Source organism: Aeromonas sp. 601039 (assembly GCF_049174415.1).
In the GTDB taxonomy this organism is placed as follows: domain Bacteria; phylum Pseudomonadota; class Gammaproteobacteria; order Enterobacterales; family Aeromonadaceae; genus Aeromonas; species Aeromonas veronii_A.
Window position 1 is genome coordinate 26,090 of the sequence record NZ_JAAKTL010000014.1, and the last position, 17,402, is coordinate 43,491.

Genomic DNA, 17,402 nt, shown 5'->3' on the forward strand with positions numbered 1-17,402 from the left:
GTTGATGGTCACACTCAAGAGAAGGTTGATCGCTAAGGATGTTCCCAATGAGGATATGGCTGATCTGTCATCTATTGCTGCTCTGCTTAGCCTCGACGGCACGAGCTGATCTGGGCAAGCTCGAGTACCTCACCGAAGAGTACCCCCCCTACAACTTCAGCGATCAGCAAGGCCAGACCACCGGCCTTGCGGTCGATTTGCTGCAGATGATCTGGCAACACAGCGGCGTGACACCCCAGCCGGTGCGCATCCTGCCCTGGGCTCGAGGTTATTACTTGCTAACCCAGAAGCCCAACGTGGTGCTCTTCTCCACCGCCCGTACCCAGTCGCGGGAAAATCTCTTTAAGTGGGTGTGCCCCATCGGCTACTCGGAGTACATACTGCTGGGCCGCAAAGCACAGAACATCACCCTGACCACCTTTGATCAGATGAGTCAGTACAAGATCAGCGCGGTGCGTTCGGATGCCGCCGAACAGCTGCTGCTCAACAACGGCATGGATGACAACAACATCATCCCGGCCAACCGCCTCTCCCAGGGGTTGAAGATGCTGCTCTCCGGCCGCGCCGACCTGCTCGCCACCAGCAAGCTGGCGGGATATGACGCCATCCGCGAATTGAAGCTCAACAGCGGCGACTTCAACGTGGCTATGGTGCTGAGTGCCGAACAGCTCTGCTATGCCTTCAGCCGTCAGGTGCCCGACAGCGAGATCTCCCTCTTTCAGCAGGCCCTGACCCGCGCCCTCGCCTCGGAGGAGTTTCGAAAATTGCAGGCCAAATACCTGCCGGTGCGCTGAGCACTCACTCACCCGCTGGGCAGCAGTTCGCTGCCCATTTTATTGATGAAAGATGCAATAGAGGTGGCTAGCTATTCCCGCCGCAAGCAGTCAAACTGGGCTACATGGTTGATTGCGAAGGATCTTTCCCGTGCGGACATGGCACCTACCTCATCTGCTACTGCTCTTGTGGGCCACCTTCGCGCAGGCCGATCCGGGCAAGCTCGAGTATCTGAGCGAAATCTCTCCCCCGTTTAATTTCAGCGACCAGCAAGGGATGCCAACCGGATTGTCGGTGGAGCTGATGCAGCTTATCTGGAAAGCGCGCGGCGTGTCGCCCCAGCCAATCCGCATTATGCCCTGGGCCCGGGGCTACAACCTGCTACAACAAAAACCCAATGTGGTGCTGTTTGCCACCGCCCGCACCCCGCAGCGGGAAGCGCTTTTCAAGTGGGCCTGCCCCATCGATCACTCGGAGTTTGTGCTGCTGGGGCGCAAGGCGGACAACATTACCCTCGGCTCGGAGGCCGAGATCAGCCGCTACAAGGTCGGTGTGGTGCGCTCCACCGTCTCCAAACAGCTGCTGCTCGAACGCGGTATCGATGAGCGCCAGCTGATGCTGGCCAACCGCCTCACCCAGGCGGCCAAGATGCTCACCTCAGGTCGCGCCGATCTGTTTGCGACCAACAAGCTGGCGGGCTATCAAACCCTGCAACAACTGGGCTTCAAGCCGGATGACTTTCATGTCGCCTTCGTGCTGGATGCCAGACCGCTCTGCTACGCCTTCAGCCGTCAGGTGCCCGACAGCGAGGTTGCCCTCTTTCAGCAGGCGCTGACCCACGTCGTCGCCTCAGCGGATTTCTCGGCCCTGCAAGCCAAATACCTGCCGCTGCGCTAACGCCCTGATCGCCGCCGACATAGGGCGCAAGATGGCGGCATGCGCCCGCGCTTTTTTGCCAAACATGCTCCGCCACCTTGGCGAAATCGGCCAGCTTGGTCACACTTGAGCAGATATTCCCTTGATCAGGATGGCAAAAATGAAACCATGGATTGGATTGGCCGGGGCGCTGCTGGCCACCCTCGCACAGGCGAGTCCTGAGCTCGGCAAACTGCACTACATCACCGAAGAGTACAAACCCTACAACTACGCCGATGCCAGCGGCGCCCCCACCGGCCTCGCGGTCGAGCTGCTGCAACTGGTGTGGAAAAAGACCAATACGCCGGCGCAGCCCATCACCATCATGCCCTGGGCGCGTGGTTACTACCTGCTGACCCAAAAGCCCAATGCGGTGCTCTTCTCCACCGCCCGCACCCAGGCGCGGGACCCCCTGTTCAAGTGGGCCTGCCCCATCGGGTATGCCGAGATCGTGCTGGTGGGGCTGGCCGATCGCAATATCACCATCACCAAGCTCGACGATGCCAAGGCGTTCAATATCGGCGCGGTGCGGGCCGATGTGGGGGAGCAACTGCTGCTCAACAACGGCTTTGACGAAACCAAACTGATGGCGGCCAACCGGCTGGCACAGGCGCTCAAGATGCTCACCTCAGGCCGGGTCGATCTGGTCTCCACCAACAAGACCACCATGGAGCAGCTGATCGTCGAGCAAAAACTCGATCCCGCCCGCTTCAAGGAGCAGTGGGTACTTAGCTCGGAGCAGTTCTGCTTCGCCTTCAGCCATCCGGTAAGCGACGAACTGATCAAAGAGTTCCAGACCGGCTTGACCCAGGTGCTGGCGAGTAGTGAATACCCGCTGCTGCACAGCAAATACTTCCCTGCCCCCGCCGCCAAATAGCGGCGCAGCGAAAAGCGCCAACAACAAGGGGCCCGCTGCGGGCCCCTTCGCTTTTTACCGTTTGCTCTCACCTGGCCACGTACCAGCACAGCAGCAGCCACCTTGTGAAGGGCGATAAGCTGTTCGATATCGAGCCCCACGACGGCGCCATTCACACCCGCCACTTGTCGCCCACCATCAACCGATCGGCCCGTTCGGCGCCACACAAGATCAGCGGCCTAACGTCGCAGTGCCGCCACGCAACCCAGCTGCTGGGAAGATCTGAAATATAGAAAATCAATTAGATAGCAACATGCCTCGCGGCATCCAGGCATCAATTGCTATCCGCATTCGGGTGTCTGTGCCGGGCATGAAAAAGGGGAGCCAGGCTCCCCTTGTGGCACTTGCGGCGTTAGAACTTGTAGAGCCAGGAGATAGCGGTGAAGTAACCGTTATAGTTCTGGTTAACATGACCCATGCTGTACTCCTCACCGGTGTAGAGGTAGTCCACATCGTGGTAGAACTCGTAGCGCATATCCCAGCGCAGTGACAGCTTCTCGTCGAGCTGATAGAGGGCATAGCCTTCCAGACGGTGTTGCTTGCTGGTCAGGTCGGGGTAGTCATAACCCTTGCTGGCATCTGTCTGGCCACGGCCATAGGAGAAGCTGTAATCCACCCCCAGTTCCAGCGCCAAATCAAACGCCTTCTTCTGGCTTAGACCCACTCCCAGAGTAGTGATTTGGTCACGAACCCGGGTCGAATAGGGATCCCAGTCCGGGGCACCTGTGTAGGCATGGTTCTGGCTTGAGGTGATCCACTGTACGTTGCTGAAGAGATGGCCACTGAGGTTCTCATCAAACTGCTGGTTAAGGGTCAGATCGATACCGTAATCCTCCCCTTCACTGAGTCCGATGTCGGGCTCCGGGTAGTTGGCCCGTGCCCACCACCCTTCCAGCGAGGAGCTTAACTGCTCGCTGAAGGCATACTGCAGATCGCCGCGCAGTTCGAACCTGTCACGATTGGCCAGATAGAACTGGCGCAAGGTCGGGCTGACATTGGGGTTGTTATTTTTCCACTCAGAGCCATCCCGGGTGCTCCAGGAGAGTTTGCCCCCCAGTTGCAGATCGCCCACCGGGCGATAGCGACTCTTGAGGAACAATGTCTGCTCATCCGTCTTGCGACGATCCGCGTACTCCCGTTCATCGGCACGATACTGGTAACCCCCGGTTACCTTGACCGATCGACTCAGGCGGTAATCCGCTTCCAGATTGGCTTTACTGTGAGAACGATCCCCCGGCTGCCGTTGTTTGCCAATAACAACCTGCTTGTCCGAGTTGTCCTGCCGATCCCGGTATTCGCCCCCGGCACGCAGAGTCAAATCCCGGCCAAAACGCCCCACCCATTTGGCATTGGTCTGGATGGTATCGATCTCACCGTGGAAATCGCTCTGGGTGATCGGCACCTGCCGGAAGGCGGCTAGATTGCCATCCGACGTTGTTCGGCTGCTGAGAATGCGACCGCTCAGACTCTGCCTGTCCCAGTTGTACTGGCCGGACAAACTGACCTGATGGAAGCTGTTGTCGGGTTCGTAAGCCCGCTCATTGGCATAGGGGTCGCTGGCCGAACCGAAAAAGAATGCGGTCTCCTCGTTGCGATAGAGTGAGCCGTTGTAGGCCAGATCAACCAGCCAGCCTTCCCCCAGGTAGCTGATGCCACTCTTGACCAGGGTGGTACTGCTGCCATCGACCAGCTTGGGTACAAAGCCCGGCATGCTGCCTATCCCCGGGATGCTGGACTGATAAGTGGCCAGCGTTGCCTCTTTTTTCTCATAAGAGAAATCGGCATAAGGGCGCCATGGGCTCTTGGGGGTATAGGCAAGCCCCATAGTCAGCTTCTTGCGGACCACCTCCTTGTCAAATTCGGCCAGCGCACCAGCCGCCATAGGCGCATCGTCAGAGCGATAGACACTCTTGCCATGGCTGTTCCAGTAAAAGGGGGTTTCGGAGTAGCCAATTTTGGCGCGCGCGCCATCATAGAACCCTTGCTCCAGTGACATGCTGAAACGGCGCATTCCAAGATCCCTGGCCTCGAGTGCGCCATAACGGGATCCCTCTCCCCGATACTGCAGGTCAGCGTTAAAGATCCCCAGCATGCCGGTATCGTTGGCGGCGGGCACCCAGTTGCGAAAACGGGTCGCGCCATCATCGTTGATGTAGCCTGTCCCCAGCCCCACCTCACCAAACCAGCCACTCTCGCTTTCACAGGATGCGCAGCGCCAGCGCGCGGTTTTGGCCTCCCTGGCCGATTGCAGGGAGTAATCCTCGACAGCCAGCGGCTCCTCGGTGGCATGGGCCGAGAAGATGGTCAGCAAGGAGAGCCAAAGTGTTGAATGTTTCATGACTTCTCTCCTCAACGTCGCAGGGACTGCCCATTCGGATGGTTGGTCCCGTGGATCTGGTTATGACAGTTCAGGCAACTGCCGCCGCGCACCTTGAGATCCCCCTCGGGGATGGACACGTTGGCATGGGGGGCGCTGTGACACTCCTGACACAACTGGGGCACGCGCTTGTTGAGCAGCGCCTGATTGATGGAACCGTGGGGGCTGTGGCATAGAGAGCAATCCTCGGTCACCGGTTCGTGCTCCCACAGGAAGGGGCCCCGCTTCTCGGCATGGCACTCGTAACAGCTCTCGTTGACGGTTGGCTGTTTCAGGCTGGCCTCATTTTGTGACTGATGCGGGTTGTGGCAGCTGGAGCAGGGCATTTCGCCATTCAGGATGGGATGACTGGTGCGCTTGTGCAGATCCGATTTCTCTGCGGCATGGCAGCTGGTGCAGGTCTCGACCTGTTTCTTGCTGTCCATCACCGGATCCTTGGCCTGGTGCAATGTGTGGCAGCTGGTACAGGAGAGATCCTCGACCGCATGAACACTGGCATGCCAGCCCATCCGGTTGGTATCGGTATGACAGGAGAGACAGACACTGTTCTGCTTCTCGACCGGCACAGGTGAATCGGGACCAAAGGTGATCATCGGCTCCCGTTTCTCTCCTTTGCGAGGATTGCGCGTGTGGTTGCCTGCCGGACCATGACAAGCTTCACACTGCCGGTCGGCCATGGGGCCATTCTGGTTGCCCAGATTGCCGTGCACACTGTGGAATATGCCGGTCGCGGGTTTGCGTGAATCTGAATCGTGGCACTTGAGGCAGGTATCAGCTCCCTTCGGGGAGTATTTTCCCTGGTCAAATTTCTTGTCCAGAGCCGATTCAATCTGGAGTCGCGGATCTGCATCGCCAGCGGGTTGCGCGGCATCGCTCTTGGCCCAGGCTGACAGGCAGCTCAGGGCCAGCATGCCAGCCAATAACCACTGCGTGATGGTCTTTTTCATCTTGTTTCCTTCAACGGCGAAGGGCCAGGGGTTACCCCCTGACCGCAGGATTTCATCAACGGAAGTCGTAGACCTTGTGAACCTTGTCGACACCCTGCTCCTGCCCGACGGCATGGCAAGAGGCACACTGTTCAACACCGGTTGCGGCTTCGATCGTCTCTGCACCAAAGACGGCGCCGTTATTCTTCATGTGGGTAGCCCACTCATCCCCTGCCACCGGGCTATCCGGCTTGACCAACCCCAGCGGTGATTTGAGGTGGCAGCTGGAGCAGACCACCAGCACCGGGCTGAAGTATTTGGGCTGTTTGTTGTCAGCCGTGGTGGCGACCAGAGAGGGGCGCGCGTTCTGCTGGTTGGGCAGGTTGTATTGCCCCTGGGTATGACAGGACTCGCAGTTGCTGATATCGCCTGGGAAGGTAGCACTTCCCCCATGTTTGGCGCCCAGCGCGTGGAAGGAGTGGACGTGATATTTCAGGTCCCCCGGCACCCCCGCATAGAACGAGGTACGGGTCGCGTTGTGGCAACTGGTGCACTGGCTCATATCCTTGGCCGCATGATTGCTCATGTGGACTGCCAGATCCTTGTGACAACTGTTGCAGGAAGCGAGATCCGCACCGGCCTTGAGCAGATAGCTGCTGTCGATGCCCCCTTCGGCACGGAAGTAGGCGCTGACCGGATTGATGGCGATCAGGGAGAGTGCGCTGGCAGTACTGCTGCAAGGCAGCAGATCCCCTGCGGCAAACGCCCCGTTGCGATCGGCTTTACGCGCCACACAGACTCTCAAGTCGGCGATGGTCGCAGCCAGGGTGCCGTTGACCTCGTTGCCCGTCTCTTTGCTGCACAGGAAGCGGCCTGTGCCCTGGCTGACACACTTGCTGAACTCGATCTTGTTGCCAGAGACGAAGGTCTGCGGATTGGTGGTGGCCAGCTCGAATCCCTGGCCCTGATCCCAGTTGACCAGAATGGCCGGATTGCCATCTTTGACATATTTCAGCACGTCATTAACACTCTCGGCCGGCGTACCGTCGACGGTGACGGTCAGTTCGACCTCGATATTGGGAGCGGCATAGCGAACGTCATCGAACGTGAACTGCAGCTTGTCGCGTCCAATCGCCTCGTTGGCCATGTAACCCAGGTGGACCATGTAGGGGGACTTGCTGCTGGCCGGATCAGCGCCATGGCACTGGGTGCAGACTGCGCCACTGATTATCTTGCCAGTGATGTGAGCATCAAAACCTGTGGAGCTGGTTGAATCGGCATGACAGGCACCACACGCTTTTTCCTGGGCATGTTGCCAGTTACCGGCATTGAGGGTGGCTGGCGTGGCGTCCTTGTGACAGGTATCGCAGTTGCGCGAGTCTTGCGGGAAGTGGCTGACCGTCTTGGTATCCGTACTATCCAGATTGCCATGGTACTTGTGCACTATGGTCGTCAGAGAGCGGCGGGTAGCAATGGCCGGATTGCTCTCGTTGTGACAGGTGACACAGAGTTTGGGGTCAGCGCGATCCGCGTGTTTGATCGCTTGCTTCATGTGACAACTGTTACAACTGCTCTGATCCACGATATCCCGGGTCAAAGCGGCGCGCGTCCCAGCCGGCACCCAGTCCAGCACATAGTTGGTGACGGGGACATTGTTACTGCCACCAAAAAAGATACCCACACGATGAGTCGCCGTTTCATCCCAACTAATCACGCCATTGTTGCTCTGTGAATCAGCAGGATAGGGATCCGGCACTGTGGTGGGGTTAATAGCAAAGGTGTAGCGATATTGCCCATTGCCCAGTGACTCCAGCTTGCCGCTGTTTTCACTGGTGGCTTTGCCGGAACGGTAGATAAAACTCTTCCAGATGGCCGGGTCTTCACGTGTGGCATCGCGGCCGGGGATCACCTTGTTGAGGGTGAATGAGGGGATCGTAGCGCCCAGGTCGTAACCCGAGCCCTGTTTGTCCGTCACGTTGAACTGTACCGAGAGCTGACCATCCGGGGTGAGAACCGGTGTCGACGCCGAGATAATCAGAGATCCAGGGGTTCCTGGAGGAGGGGTGGGTGGCTCACTCTTGTCACTGCCATCCCCCCCGCCACCACAGGCCGAGAGGGTGAGCACCATTGCAGCTGCCACCAGCGCTTTCCAGTATTTCATCTTGTTTATCCTTTTTTATCGGATTTTTTATTTCATGTATGAGCTGTCTCAGAAAAGTCCCAAAAACATGCAACATTGAAGCCTTTTGAGCCCCACCTTGGTCAAAAACCATTTCCCCCCGAATTATAAGGTTTATGTGGCTCTCGACGTTGACAGAAGTCTCAAAAGCGGGACTAAGCCCACTTTTTCGAATAAAAAAACGGTATAAGCTGTCTTTTGCGATTTTTATGTCAAGAGGAGTGCAAAATGAAGCGAAGCATGAAATGGGAAGTGGTGGGGTTATCTCTGTTGATTGGTTCAATTGGGCCAGCCTTTGCCGGGGTCGACGAGATGGCCAAAACATGTAACGCATGTCACGGTAATCAGGGGATCAGCTCACATACAGATATTCCGACAATCGCCGGAATAGCAGAATCTAATCTTGCGGAGCAGATGCGAAGCTACCTAGATGGCCGCCCTGCTAAGACCGTTAATCATGTCACCGGTGACACCAGCAAACAGGGAAACATGACCGACATTGTTAAGGGTCTTAGCGACGATCAGATCGACGAATTGGCAGCTTACTATGCCGAACTGCCCTACCAGCCGATGAAGCAGCCGTTCGATGCCGCACTGGCCAAAGCAGGACAAAAACTGCATGAAGAGTCTGGTTGCAAGAAGTGTCACTCCGAAGGTGGCTCCGTTGCCGACGATGAAGCCTCCATCCTCTCCGGTCAGCCAAAAGGTTACATACTGATGGCCCTGCAAGAGTTCAAGGCCGGCAAGCGCAGCAATGACGAGAAGATGAATAACGCCATCATTGCCATGAGTGATGCCGATCTCCAGGCGTTGGCCGAGTACTACGCCAGCCAGCAATAACCAAAGCGGTCAGGTTTATCCATTGATCAAGCCCCCACTCTGTCGTGGGTGGGGGACTCTTGCCCGTTTCTGGCATTTTGGGAGGTATTTGTCGCTCTTTTTCTTGTCAGGGGGTGGATAACGCCGCTGAACCTCTTTGATCCGGAGTCCAGTATGAAAAAAATAATGCAGTGGGCCTTGCTTGCCACGATCTGTCTGGGTGCAAGCGAGTTTGCCCTCGCAGCGACCGCCGTCGAACCAGCGTCTGCTGCCGTCAGCACTGTGGCCGATAGCAGTGCCGCCGATGCACTGGCCGCACGCCAGGCCAAAGCCGCGAAGAAGGCCGCAGCCGAGAAAAAAGCGGCCGCCCGTTTCGCCAAGTGTGACAAGTGCCACGACGGAAACGAGGGGATGCATGGCAAGCATGCCAGCGTCACCAACCCCAATACCAATGAAGCGGTGACCTGTACCAACTGTCACGGCAACCCGTCAGCCCAGCACCGCAAACAGCGTGGCGGCATTGTCGACGTGATGCGCTTTGGCGACGATGCCTTCCCGCTCAGCCAGCAAAACGGCGTCTGCATGAGCTGCCATGAGCCCGATGATCTGCGCAAGGCGCTGTGGGCTCACGACGTGCATGCGACTCGCGTGACCTGCACCAGCTGCCATCAGTTGCACCCGGCCAAAGAGCCCATGGTCGGCATTCCCGAGAAGGCCCGCATCAAGCTGTGCGTCGACTGCCACAGCAAGCAGCATGAGGCCAGGCAGCAAGCCGCGGCCAAGGAGGGCGCATGAGCACGACCCGTCGCGAGTTTATGGTGGGGATGAGTGCCAGCGCCTTGATCCTGATGACGGGGTCGCCCCGCGCCCTGGCCAACAGCATGACCATCGGGGGGGTGCGCTACGGCATGATCCACGATGAGACAGCCTGCATCGGTTGTACCGCCTGCATGGATGCCTGCCGGGAAGTCAATCAGGTGCCACAAGGGGTAGCCCGCCTGCAGATCCTGCGCTCCGGCCCTGTGGGTGAATATCCGGATCAGGAGTACCGGTTTTTCCGCAAGTCCTGCCAGCACTGTGATAACGCCCCCTGTGTGCATGTCTGCCCGACGGGTGCATCCCATATCCGGGCCGAGGATGGCATCGTCGACATTAACCCCGATCTCTGTGTCGGCTGCCGCTACTGTCTGGCGGCCTGCCCTTATCAGGTACGCTTTATCAACCCGGTCACCCGCATTGCCGACAAGTGCGACTTTTGCCGCAAAACCAATCTGGCCAACGGCAAGCAACCCGCCTGTGTCGAAGCCTGCCCTACCAAGGCGCTGGTGTTCGGCAATCTGGATGATCCTCACAGCCCGATCGCCAGACGGCTGGTGCATGAAACCACCTATCGCTACAAACAGTTCCTCGGCACCTCGCCCAAGATGTATCGGGTACCGAAAGGGGAGGTAAAATCATGAGTCCTCATAACCCGCATCATGACGGTATCCCTCTGCAGATGGTGAGTAGCGAAACGGGAGGTATGTACCATGTGGCATAACGCATTTCACTTCGACTCACTGGTCTGGGATGGTCCCATCGCCATCTACCTCTTTCTGCTGGGGATCTCCGCCGGTTCAGTCACCCTCTCGGTGCTGTTGCGCCAGCGCGGGGCCGGCAGCGAGAGCGGCATCATCAGGGCGACCGCCATTCTGGCCCCGCTCAGCGTGATACTGGGGCTGCTGATCCTCATCTTCCACCTGGCGCGACCCTGGACTTTCTGGAAGCTGATGTTCCACTATCAGTTCGATTCCGTGATGTCGATGGGGGTCATGCTGTTTCAGGTCTATATGACGGTGTTGTTTGCCTGGCTGGCGGTGGTCTTCAGAGCCGAGATCGAGGGGTTGCGGCGGCACCTGCTGGCGGACAGGTTCGCCTTCATCGATACCCTGATAGGCAAGATGGCACAGATCGAGCGACTGCTTACTCCCCTGCTGTTGTTGCTGGCCGTACTGCTGGGGGCCTATACCGGCTTCCTGCTCTCGGCGCTCAAGACCTACCCCATGCTCAACAACCCGATCCTGCCGGCGCTGTTTCTGGTATCCGGTATCAGCTCGGGGGTCGCCTCCACCATCTTGCTGGCGGTGACTCTGTTCAAGGAGAGCGGCCATAGCAAGGGGGTGAGCTTTGTGCACCGCTTCGAGCGTCCCATCGTGGCTATCGAGATCTTCTTGCTGGTCTGCTTCTTCACCGGCCTCTACTTCGGTGGCGGCCAGCGGGAGGCAGCGATGTGGGCGGCCATAGGCGGCGGCTTCTGGTCGCAGGTCTTCTGGTTTGGCGTGATTGGCATAGGCATCCTGCTTCCCCAACTGTTGGGGCTGTTCAGCTCGCCAGCTCGCCAGCACCAGCACTCCCACCTGGTGCTGGTCTGCAGCCTGAGCCTGGTGGGGATCTTGCTGCTGCGCTACTTCATCCTCTATGCCGGTCAGATGACGGTGCTGTAACATTGCTGCGTGGATGGGCCAGAGATGTGTTTAGTCCTTACACAGGCTTACACATTTTCGGCTCGTTCTTCTCCACGCAGACTCCCCAACCTTCTCGGCATCCACCATGGGGCCAAAGGCCTGATAAACAACAAGCGCCCTGCCGGGCGCTTGTTGTGGTTATCGCGATGATCCTATTCAGGGTGTTGGGCAGGCGCTTGGCGAGCCGCTGTTGCGGGGCCAGAGGGTGGATCCGTCGCTTTCAGAGAGCGGCAGGAATGTGACACCTTCGCTCATGTTGGCTGGGGGCAGGTCATCCTCCAGCACATACATCCCCATCGGCAGGCTGCCATAACGCTGGTTGGCCTGCACCTGAGCGACCGCGAGGCTGGAGTAACGCAGGCCAAGCAGATCGAAGTGATTGCGCCAGTCCCAGCCGGTGAGCCGACTGAGTGCAACCAGCATAAAGTCATTGCCCGGTATGTCGCGCACCCGTTTGCCGCCATAGACCGCATGCCCCGAGTAGGGGAACAGGCTAAAGCCGAGCCTATCCTTGTTGGCATTCCACTGCGCTTCACTGTCGGCTGCCGCGCCGAAGATCCGTGAATGCTGATAGAGCAGGGTGAAGATAGTGAAGCCATCGTTCAGCCGGGTGCCATCAGTCAGGAGCATACGGTGGGCGCGTAATGCCATCTGGATATAAAACGCCATGCGATAGCCGTTGTGGACGGCGTAGGCATTGCTCTTCCATGGGGCTTCGTAGCGACTCTCGCCGGTATCGAGCACCTGGCAGTTGGCCCCGAGCACGACGCGGTTGCCACTCCTGTCCCGTACCTGCGCCGCATCAGACATGAACACATAGAAGAGATCCTTGTGATTCATGTGTCCATCCTTGATGGGCGCCGTGTTGCCATCCCTCAGGTAATGGGCGCGCCACTTCACCACATAAGGGAAGATGTTGTTGGAGTTTTCCCCCGCCCGGCTGCCGTAGCCACTCCAGTTGTCGGCATCGTCTGCCGCTGCGTACTGCACGTTCAACCGGTTGGTCTGCAGGTTGTGGCCCAGTTCGTGATTGTCGAGCCAGCCGATCGGGCTGATGCTGCCGGAAGAGTCCCACGGGTTGCCACTGCAACCGCTGCCGCAATGGGCATTCTGGTCATAGTTGGCATGCTGGATGATGGTGCGGGTATGGAGCGATTCATCGAGACACCCCTCCCCCAGCAGTGCCACGCAGGCGTTTTTCACATCTGCCGGCAGCGACTCATCGAGCCCCTTGCCCTGAATTTTCAGGCCCGCCAGGGTGTAGACGCCATTGAGGTGATCCCGGGCGATGCTGTCGAGCAGGGCATTGGTGTCTGGAATGACGCCACCCACCGCCTTGGTGAAGCGATCCCGGCGCAGATGCTGTTCGGCGCCATCGGCCCGCAGATCGATATGGGGCAGCTCGGTTTGTTCCAGCCGCTCGTTGAACTCTCGTATCTGCTGCTCATCACTGAAATCCATGATGGCCGGATGACGGGTGACGCCCGTGGCGCTCACCTGGACGGCCAGCGATGCTGTCCCCCCTTCCAGATAGAGATAGATAGGGCCGCCATAAGGAGAGGTGAAGGTGATGCTGCCCCCCTTGGCCAAGATCAGTCGTCCGGTGGTCAGCTCCAGCGGGGCTCGATAGATCTTCTGCTCATAGGCGCGATTGGTGTTGGGCCTGTGGTAGTTGAGTCGGACGGTAGCAGACACATCGGCGTTATCGGTGCGTCTCAGGGTGATGGTTTGTCCCGGCAGGGCATACCAGCCGGTGGTGGTCCACTGCCCGCTGTAGGGAACCGCAATGCGCCGACTGTCGGTGAGCGTCGCGGGATAGGCGTAGTGAGCTGCTTGTCCCTTCACCACCTTGTTGCGATCGGTGACGTACTCCCCCAGATCGGGCTGGGCCGGGGTACGGGTGCGGGCATAGCTCACCAGCCAGTCGGCAAACATCGCCTGCTGCCAGGATTGATGTTCATCCCAGGCAATCGGGTAGTCGATGGCGGCCCTGTATTTGTCGGCCAGCAGCAGGGTGGCGGGCAACAGTGTCACGCCGTCACGAGCAAAGGGACTGATCCCGGCCTTGTCGAGGGTGATGGCCGCATTTCTCAGCCAGTCGGCACCCAGCTTGAACTGCTGGTTGAAGCTCTCCGAGCCACCGCAATTGATAAAGTTGCCGCCGCAGCTATCGAGCCACTGGGTCGTGAAGTTGCGATCCAGAAGGTTGCCAAGCAGGGTATCGACCGCCATCAGCTGGGTGTCGGGTGCCATGATGGTGTTCACTGCCAGATCGCTGGCTCTGAGTTTTGACCAGTAGTTGCCCCAGGTGACCAGCCCCATATCGAGATAGAGGGGGCTTAGCAGCGGGCTGGCATCGCGCCGATAGTTGGAGAGCAGCAGCGGGATCCCGGCCGCTTTGGCCTTGGCGATCGCCTCTGCGATCCCCTGATACCCGAGCCCTTGGCGGTCGATATCGCTGATCACGATAAGCTCCGGCGCCATGGTATCGATACAGTCGCTCAGCGCCTGATAATCGCAGGTATTGGCCGGGTTGATACTGTGCTTGTCGGGATAGATCGCCTTGAGCCAGTCACGCACGCCTTCGTTGTGGGGAAAATAGACGCTATCGGCGCGACTAGGCATCTGGGCGGTGAGGATGCGCAGGCCATCGCTATCCTTGCCCCGGGTCAGCCAGCCAATCAGCCCCTTGAGCAGCGCCTCGCTCTGCAGGGTGCGGTCAACGGAAAACAGGTTCGCCCCCATGGCGGCCTGACGGTAATCGGCTTGCTCGGAGACCATCACCAGACCCCGGATTTCGCTCTCCCCCTTGCCATTGATGTTGGAGGGGAGCAGGGTCACCGTGCTCTCCGGCTGGAAGCTGGAAAAGGTGATGGAGTCGTGGCTCGGGTTCCAGCTGATCTGTGCCATTCCCTGATAGAGGCTGCGAACCAGCTCGGTGCGGTGCTCCTCACTGTCGGCAATCGCCGCACGGGCATGGGCGATCAGAGATTGCTCGCTGGCAAGGGTATGATCTTCCCGGGCAATCGCATTGGCGGCATCACTGATAAAGCGGGCCGAGATCTGACAATCGGCGCGCATGGGTGCTGTGGTGTAGATGTTGCCCGTCAGGGTGCCCTCACATCCTGCGATCTGTGTCAGTACGAAGCCACTCTCGGGTTGCACGGTGAAACGGCCCTGTTCACCGGCGTTCAGACGCAGGGCGTCGGGGCTGAGTGCGCCCCCCTGAGAAGCTTGGGTGGTGGCGTTGAAATAGACGGCGGCACTCTCCTGAGTGAAGCTGGCCGAGATTTGGCAATCGCTGCTCATGGGGCCAGTGGTATAGGTGAGGCCATCCAGGGTGCCATCACATCCGCTTATCTCGGTCAGGAGGTAACCGCTGTCAGCCTGTACCGAGAAGCGCCCCTGTTCACCCGCCGCCAACCGCAGGCTGGTGGGGTTCAACTGTCCGCCCGCGCTGCTCTGGCTGGATGCCTCGAAATAGTTGGGGGTGACAGGGGGGCGGATAGGGGTCTCTTCCTGTTCGCCATCACCGCCGCCACAGCCTGTGATCAACAGCGCCAGTAAGGGGGTGAGAACCGTCTTTTTCATTGTTTGATACGTTCCTTGTGTTAGGACGGGTAGGGGAGTCGGTAGTCTAATGAGCTGCCTTGCTTATTTCAACGCTGATTGAATGGTCATTTTGCTTTATTTTCAGCATGTTGGATGTTTTTTTTGGCCGGCTTTTGCCGTATTTGGTGTTGCTGGCGCAGCAGAACCGATAGGGATGGGGCGAGCACCCCATCAGCACAGGCCATACCAGCCTGAGCTCACCGTAATGAGTCGGTTCACCGGGTTAACAGGGGATGCTGGGCCGCAGGTTTTGCCTGCAACCCTAGCAGGGGGATGTCAGACGGATAGATGAGCGGCGGGGCCGATCGTTGCCAGCGCCCGCATTTCCAGCCGCTGCTCGCCGGGGCGGCAGATCAGCACCGAGCCTTGCTCGAACCAGTCTCCCAGCACGATGCGGCGGGCGGGGTGGCCGTCCAGGGTGAAGTCGTGGATGGCGGGTCTGTGGGTGTGGCCGTGGATCATCATCCGGCAGTCGTGGGCGCGCAGGGTGTCGTCCACCGCCGCTGGCGTCACATCCATGATGATCTGGCTCTTGTGGGCATTCTCCATCTGGCTTTGGCCGCGCATCTTGCAGGCGATGGCCTGACGGCGGGCGAGCGGCAGTCGCAAAAAGAGCCAGCGCAGCCACTTGAGCTGGGTGATGCGGCGAAACTTCTGATACCCCTCATCCAGGGTGCAGAGCAGATCGCCGTGGCTCAGCACTACCCGCTCCCCATAGAGCTCGATCACGCAAGGGTCCCCCAGCAATGTCATCCCAGCGCGCTTGGCAAACTGCTGGCCCAGCAGAAAGTCGCGGTTGCCGTGGATAAAGTAGATGGGCACGTTCTGCTGGCTCAGGGCCAAGAAGGCGTCGGCCATCTGTTGATGGAGCGGATTGGGGTCATCATCGCCAATCCAGAATTCGAAGAGATCCCCCAGCACATAGAGGGCATCGGCGCCGGGGGCGTCGTGCTCAAGAAAGCGCACCAGTGCCGCGGTCATATCGGGCCGCTGGGCAGAGAGGTGAATGTCACTGATAAAGAGGGTGCTCATGATGTGGGGGTCGGGCTCTCGGTCGAAACAGGGTAAACAGGGGTGGCAGAGGTAGTAGACACAACAGGGGACGAATCGTGCGCTGCAGGCGCCGCCGCGCCAGTTGAGGTATGGATATCGTCACGGGATGGCGGCTGCCATGACAGCTCGGCCAGATTGCATCCCTCCAGCGTCAGCAGCGCAGCGTAAGGATCTCCCGCCAGACCCAGCAACCGGCACATGGCCGCTTCCCCTTTTAGTCCCTCTTCAAGGCGCAAACGCAGCACTTCGCGGTAGAAAGCATCGCCAAACCGCTCGAGCAAAGCTGCCATCAAGGTGAGGTGGCGCCAGCCATTCAGCGTCTCGATGGGGGCTGGGGTGACATAGAGCTCCAGCGGCCAGCTGGCCTCGCTCTCAACGCAACCGCTAACAGCACAGTGCTCGTCGAGGCAGGAAAAGGTGCGCTCCAGCAGCCAGATATTGTCGCCCTTGGCGCTCGCCTGCCAGCCTTGCTCTGCAAAAGTAGCGGCAAACTCGGCGGGATCTGTATGCTGGCAGAGAATATCGAGATCGCTGCCGGGCCGATCGAGGCCGATGGCGAGCGTGCTCACCAGCGCCAGATCGGCGCACTGCGCGGCCAGCTCATCCCACACACCGGCGGTGAGCAGGGCATGGGCCGAGCGCTGGCGCGGGTTTCCGTGGGCCAGATAGTCGAGGCGGCGCCAGTTTGGGCTGGCAGTGGAGGAGGCAGATGGAAAAACTGCGGCCGGGGCCGCAGTTTTGTCAGTGCCGAGTCGGCAGAGATCAGTCAGCAAGGGTCACCTTGGTGATCACCACGTCTTCTACCGGCACGTCCTGGTGGATGCGGCCGTAGTTGCCGGTCTTGACGCCCTTGATCTTGTTGACCACGTCCATGCCGGCGGTCACTTCACCGAATACGCAGTAGCCGAAGCCCTGAGTGGTGGCGGATTTGAAGTCGAGGAAATCGTTGTTGTTCACGTTGATGAAGAACTGGGCGCTGGCAGAGTGCGGCTCCATGGTGCGGGCCATGGCGATGGTGCCGATCTTGTTGGACAGACCGTTAGCCGCTTCGTTCTTGATGGGAGCGCGAGTGTCTTTCTCTTCAAAGCCCGGGGCATAGCCGCCGCCCTGGATCATGAAGCCGTCGATGACGCGGTGGAAAATGGTGTTGTCGTAGTGACCGTCACGGCAGTATTGCAGGAAGTTGGCCACGGTTTCCGGGGCTTTTTCAGCATTCAGGGTGAGGGTGATGTCGCCGTGATTGGTGTGCAGAGTGACCATGATATGTCCTTTCATTTGATGCGGGCGACGAAGTGCCCGCAGGTGTATGGCATAAAGTGGTGGCAAT

Annotated in this window: 14 protein-coding genes; 7 read left to right on the top strand and 7 right to left on the bottom strand. The window is 59.0% G+C overall.

What is annotated here, in order from left to right; all coding sequences use genetic code 11:
- The first annotated feature begins 47 nt into the window (after positions 1-47).
- The 3 genes from G5195_RS12775 to G5195_RS12785 all read left to right on the top strand — a co-directional run bounded on the left by G5195_RS12775 (position 48) and on the right by G5195_RS12785 (position 2,566).
- A complete protein-coding gene (locus tag G5195_RS12775) occupies positions 48-794 on the top strand; it encodes a substrate-binding periplasmic protein (RefSeq protein WP_421236204.1) in 747 nt (248 codons plus the stop codon).
- Between the two features lie 130 nt (positions 795-924).
- Positions 925-1,671 carry a substrate-binding periplasmic protein gene (locus G5195_RS12780; protein WP_139442610.1) on the top strand — a complete coding sequence of 249 codons (747 nt, stop codon included), beginning with the start codon at positions 925-927 and terminating at the stop codon, positions 1,669-1,671.
- Between the two features lie 139 nt (positions 1,672-1,810).
- Positions 1,811-2,566, top strand: a complete 756-nt coding sequence (locus tag G5195_RS12785) for a substrate-binding periplasmic protein (protein ID WP_421236205.1) — start codon at positions 1,811-1,813, stop codon at positions 2,564-2,566.
- Between the two features lie 391 nt (positions 2,567-2,957).
- Here G5195_RS12785 and G5195_RS12790 read toward each other — a convergent pair whose 3' ends face one another.
- The 3 genes from G5195_RS12790 to G5195_RS12800 are packed head-to-tail and all read right to left on the bottom strand — an operon-like array spanning position 2,958 to position 8,069.
- Positions 2,958-4,943 carry an MtrB/PioB family decaheme-associated outer membrane protein gene (locus G5195_RS12790; RefSeq protein ID WP_421223321.1) on the bottom strand — a complete coding sequence of 662 codons (1,986 nt, stop codon included), beginning with the start codon at positions 4,941-4,943 and terminating at the stop codon, positions 2,958-2,960.
- Between the two features lie 11 nt (positions 4,944-4,954).
- Positions 4,955-5,929 (bottom strand): DmsE family decaheme c-type cytochrome, encoded by a 975-nt coding sequence (locus G5195_RS12795; protein ID WP_227342431.1) that lies wholly within the window; start codon positions 5,927-5,929, stop codon positions 4,955-4,957.
- A gap of 55 nt (positions 5,930-5,984) precedes the next feature.
- Positions 5,985-8,069 (bottom strand): OmcA/MtrC family decaheme c-type cytochrome, encoded by a 2,085-nt coding sequence (locus G5195_RS12800; RefSeq protein WP_421223323.1) that lies wholly within the window; start codon positions 8,067-8,069, stop codon positions 5,985-5,987.
- A gap of 246 nt (positions 8,070-8,315) precedes the next feature.
- Here G5195_RS12800 and pdsA point away from each other — a divergent pair, with 246 nt between their 5' ends.
- From pdsA to nrfD, 4 genes are all read left to right on the top strand, one after another.
- Positions 8,316-8,927, top strand: a complete 612-nt coding sequence (pdsA, locus tag G5195_RS12805; RefSeq protein ID WP_216953317.1) for a periplasmic diheme shuttle PdsA — start codon at positions 8,316-8,318, stop codon at positions 8,925-8,927.
- A gap of 153 nt (positions 8,928-9,080) precedes the next feature.
- Entirely contained in the window at positions 9,081-9,701 is a 621-nt protein-coding gene (gene nrfB / locus G5195_RS12810) for a cytochrome c nitrite reductase pentaheme subunit (protein ID WP_005346804.1), read from the top strand.
- A complete protein-coding gene (gene netC / locus G5195_RS12815; RefSeq protein ID WP_216953315.1) occupies positions 9,698-10,366 on the top strand; it encodes an Nrf-like electron transfer protein NetC in 669 nt (222 codons plus the stop codon). Before nrfB ends, netC begins: the two co-directional genes overlap by 4 nt.
- A gap of 69 nt (positions 10,367-10,435) precedes the next feature.
- The gene (gene nrfD / locus G5195_RS12820; protein WP_421223325.1) at positions 10,436-11,389 is read left to right on the top strand and encodes a cytochrome c nitrite reductase subunit NrfD; all 954 of its coding nucleotides are present in this window, start codon (positions 10,436-10,438) and stop codon (positions 11,387-11,389) included.
- Between the two features lie 177 nt (positions 11,390-11,566).
- Here nrfD and G5195_RS12825 read toward each other — a convergent pair whose 3' ends face one another.
- The 4 genes from G5195_RS12825 to G5195_RS12840 form a co-directional block, all read right to left on the bottom strand.
- Complete coding sequence (locus tag G5195_RS12825) at positions 11,567-15,001, bottom strand: ImpA family metalloprotease (protein ID WP_421236206.1); 3,435 nt, start codon at positions 14,999-15,001, stop codon at positions 11,567-11,569.
- A gap of 297 nt (positions 15,002-15,298) precedes the next feature.
- Positions 15,299-16,054: a UDP-2,3-diacylglucosamine diphosphatase gene (lpxH, locus tag G5195_RS12830; protein WP_139400953.1), complete on the bottom strand. Its 756-nt coding sequence runs from the start codon at positions 16,052-16,054 to the stop codon at positions 15,299-15,301.
- Positions 16,051-16,848 carry a DUF4269 domain-containing protein gene (locus G5195_RS12835; RefSeq protein ID WP_421236207.1) on the bottom strand — a complete coding sequence of 266 codons (798 nt, stop codon included), beginning with the start codon at positions 16,846-16,848 and terminating at the stop codon, positions 16,051-16,053. The genes lpxH and G5195_RS12835 overlap by 4 nt, the downstream gene beginning before the upstream one ends.
- Positions 16,838-17,335 (bottom strand): peptidylprolyl isomerase, encoded by a 498-nt coding sequence (locus tag G5195_RS12840; RefSeq protein WP_005337417.1) that lies wholly within the window; start codon positions 17,333-17,335, stop codon positions 16,838-16,840. The genes G5195_RS12835 and G5195_RS12840 overlap by 11 nt, the downstream gene beginning before the upstream one ends.
- Positions 17,336-17,402 lie beyond the last annotated feature (67 nt).

Excerpts from the sequence above, each read along its gene's own strand:
- G5195_RS12775 (WP_421236204.1), top strand. The coding sequence starts at position 48 with ATGAGGATATGGCTGATCTGTCATCTATTGCTGCTCTGCTTAGCCTCG.
- G5195_RS12785 (WP_421236205.1), top strand. The coding sequence starts at position 1,811 with ATGAAACCATGGATTGGATTGGCCGGGGCGCTGCTGGCCACCCTCGCA.
- G5195_RS12790 (WP_421223321.1), bottom strand. The coding sequence starts at position 4,943 with ATGAAACATTCAACACTTTGGCTCTCCTTGCTGACCATCTTCTCGGCC.
- G5195_RS12795 (WP_227342431.1), bottom strand. The coding sequence starts at position 5,929 with ATGAAAAAGACCATCACGCAGTGGTTATTGGCTGGCATGCTGGCCCTG.
- G5195_RS12800 (WP_421223323.1), bottom strand. The coding sequence starts at position 8,069 with ATGAAATACTGGAAAGCGCTGGTGGCAGCTGCAATGGTGCTCACCCTC.
- pdsA (WP_216953317.1), top strand. The coding sequence starts at position 8,316 with ATGAAGCGAAGCATGAAATGGGAAGTGGTGGGGTTATCTCTGTTGATT.
- nrfB (WP_005346804.1), top strand. The coding sequence starts at position 9,081 with ATGAAAAAAATAATGCAGTGGGCCTTGCTTGCCACGATCTGTCTGGGT.
- netC (WP_216953315.1), top strand. The coding sequence starts at position 9,698 with ATGAGCACGACCCGTCGCGAGTTTATGGTGGGGATGAGTGCCAGCGCC.
- nrfD (WP_421223325.1), top strand. The coding sequence starts at position 10,436 with ATGTGGCATAACGCATTTCACTTCGACTCACTGGTCTGGGATGGTCCC.
- G5195_RS12825 (WP_421236206.1), bottom strand. The coding sequence starts at position 15,001 with ATGAAAAAGACGGTTCTCACCCCCTTACTGGCGCTGTTGATCACAGGC.
- lpxH (WP_139400953.1), bottom strand. The coding sequence starts at position 16,054 with ATGAGCACCCTCTTTATCAGTGACATTCACCTCTCTGCCCAGCGGCCC.
- G5195_RS12840 (WP_005337417.1), bottom strand. The coding sequence starts at position 17,335 with ATGGTCACTCTGCACACCAATCACGGCGACATCACCCTCACCCTGAAT.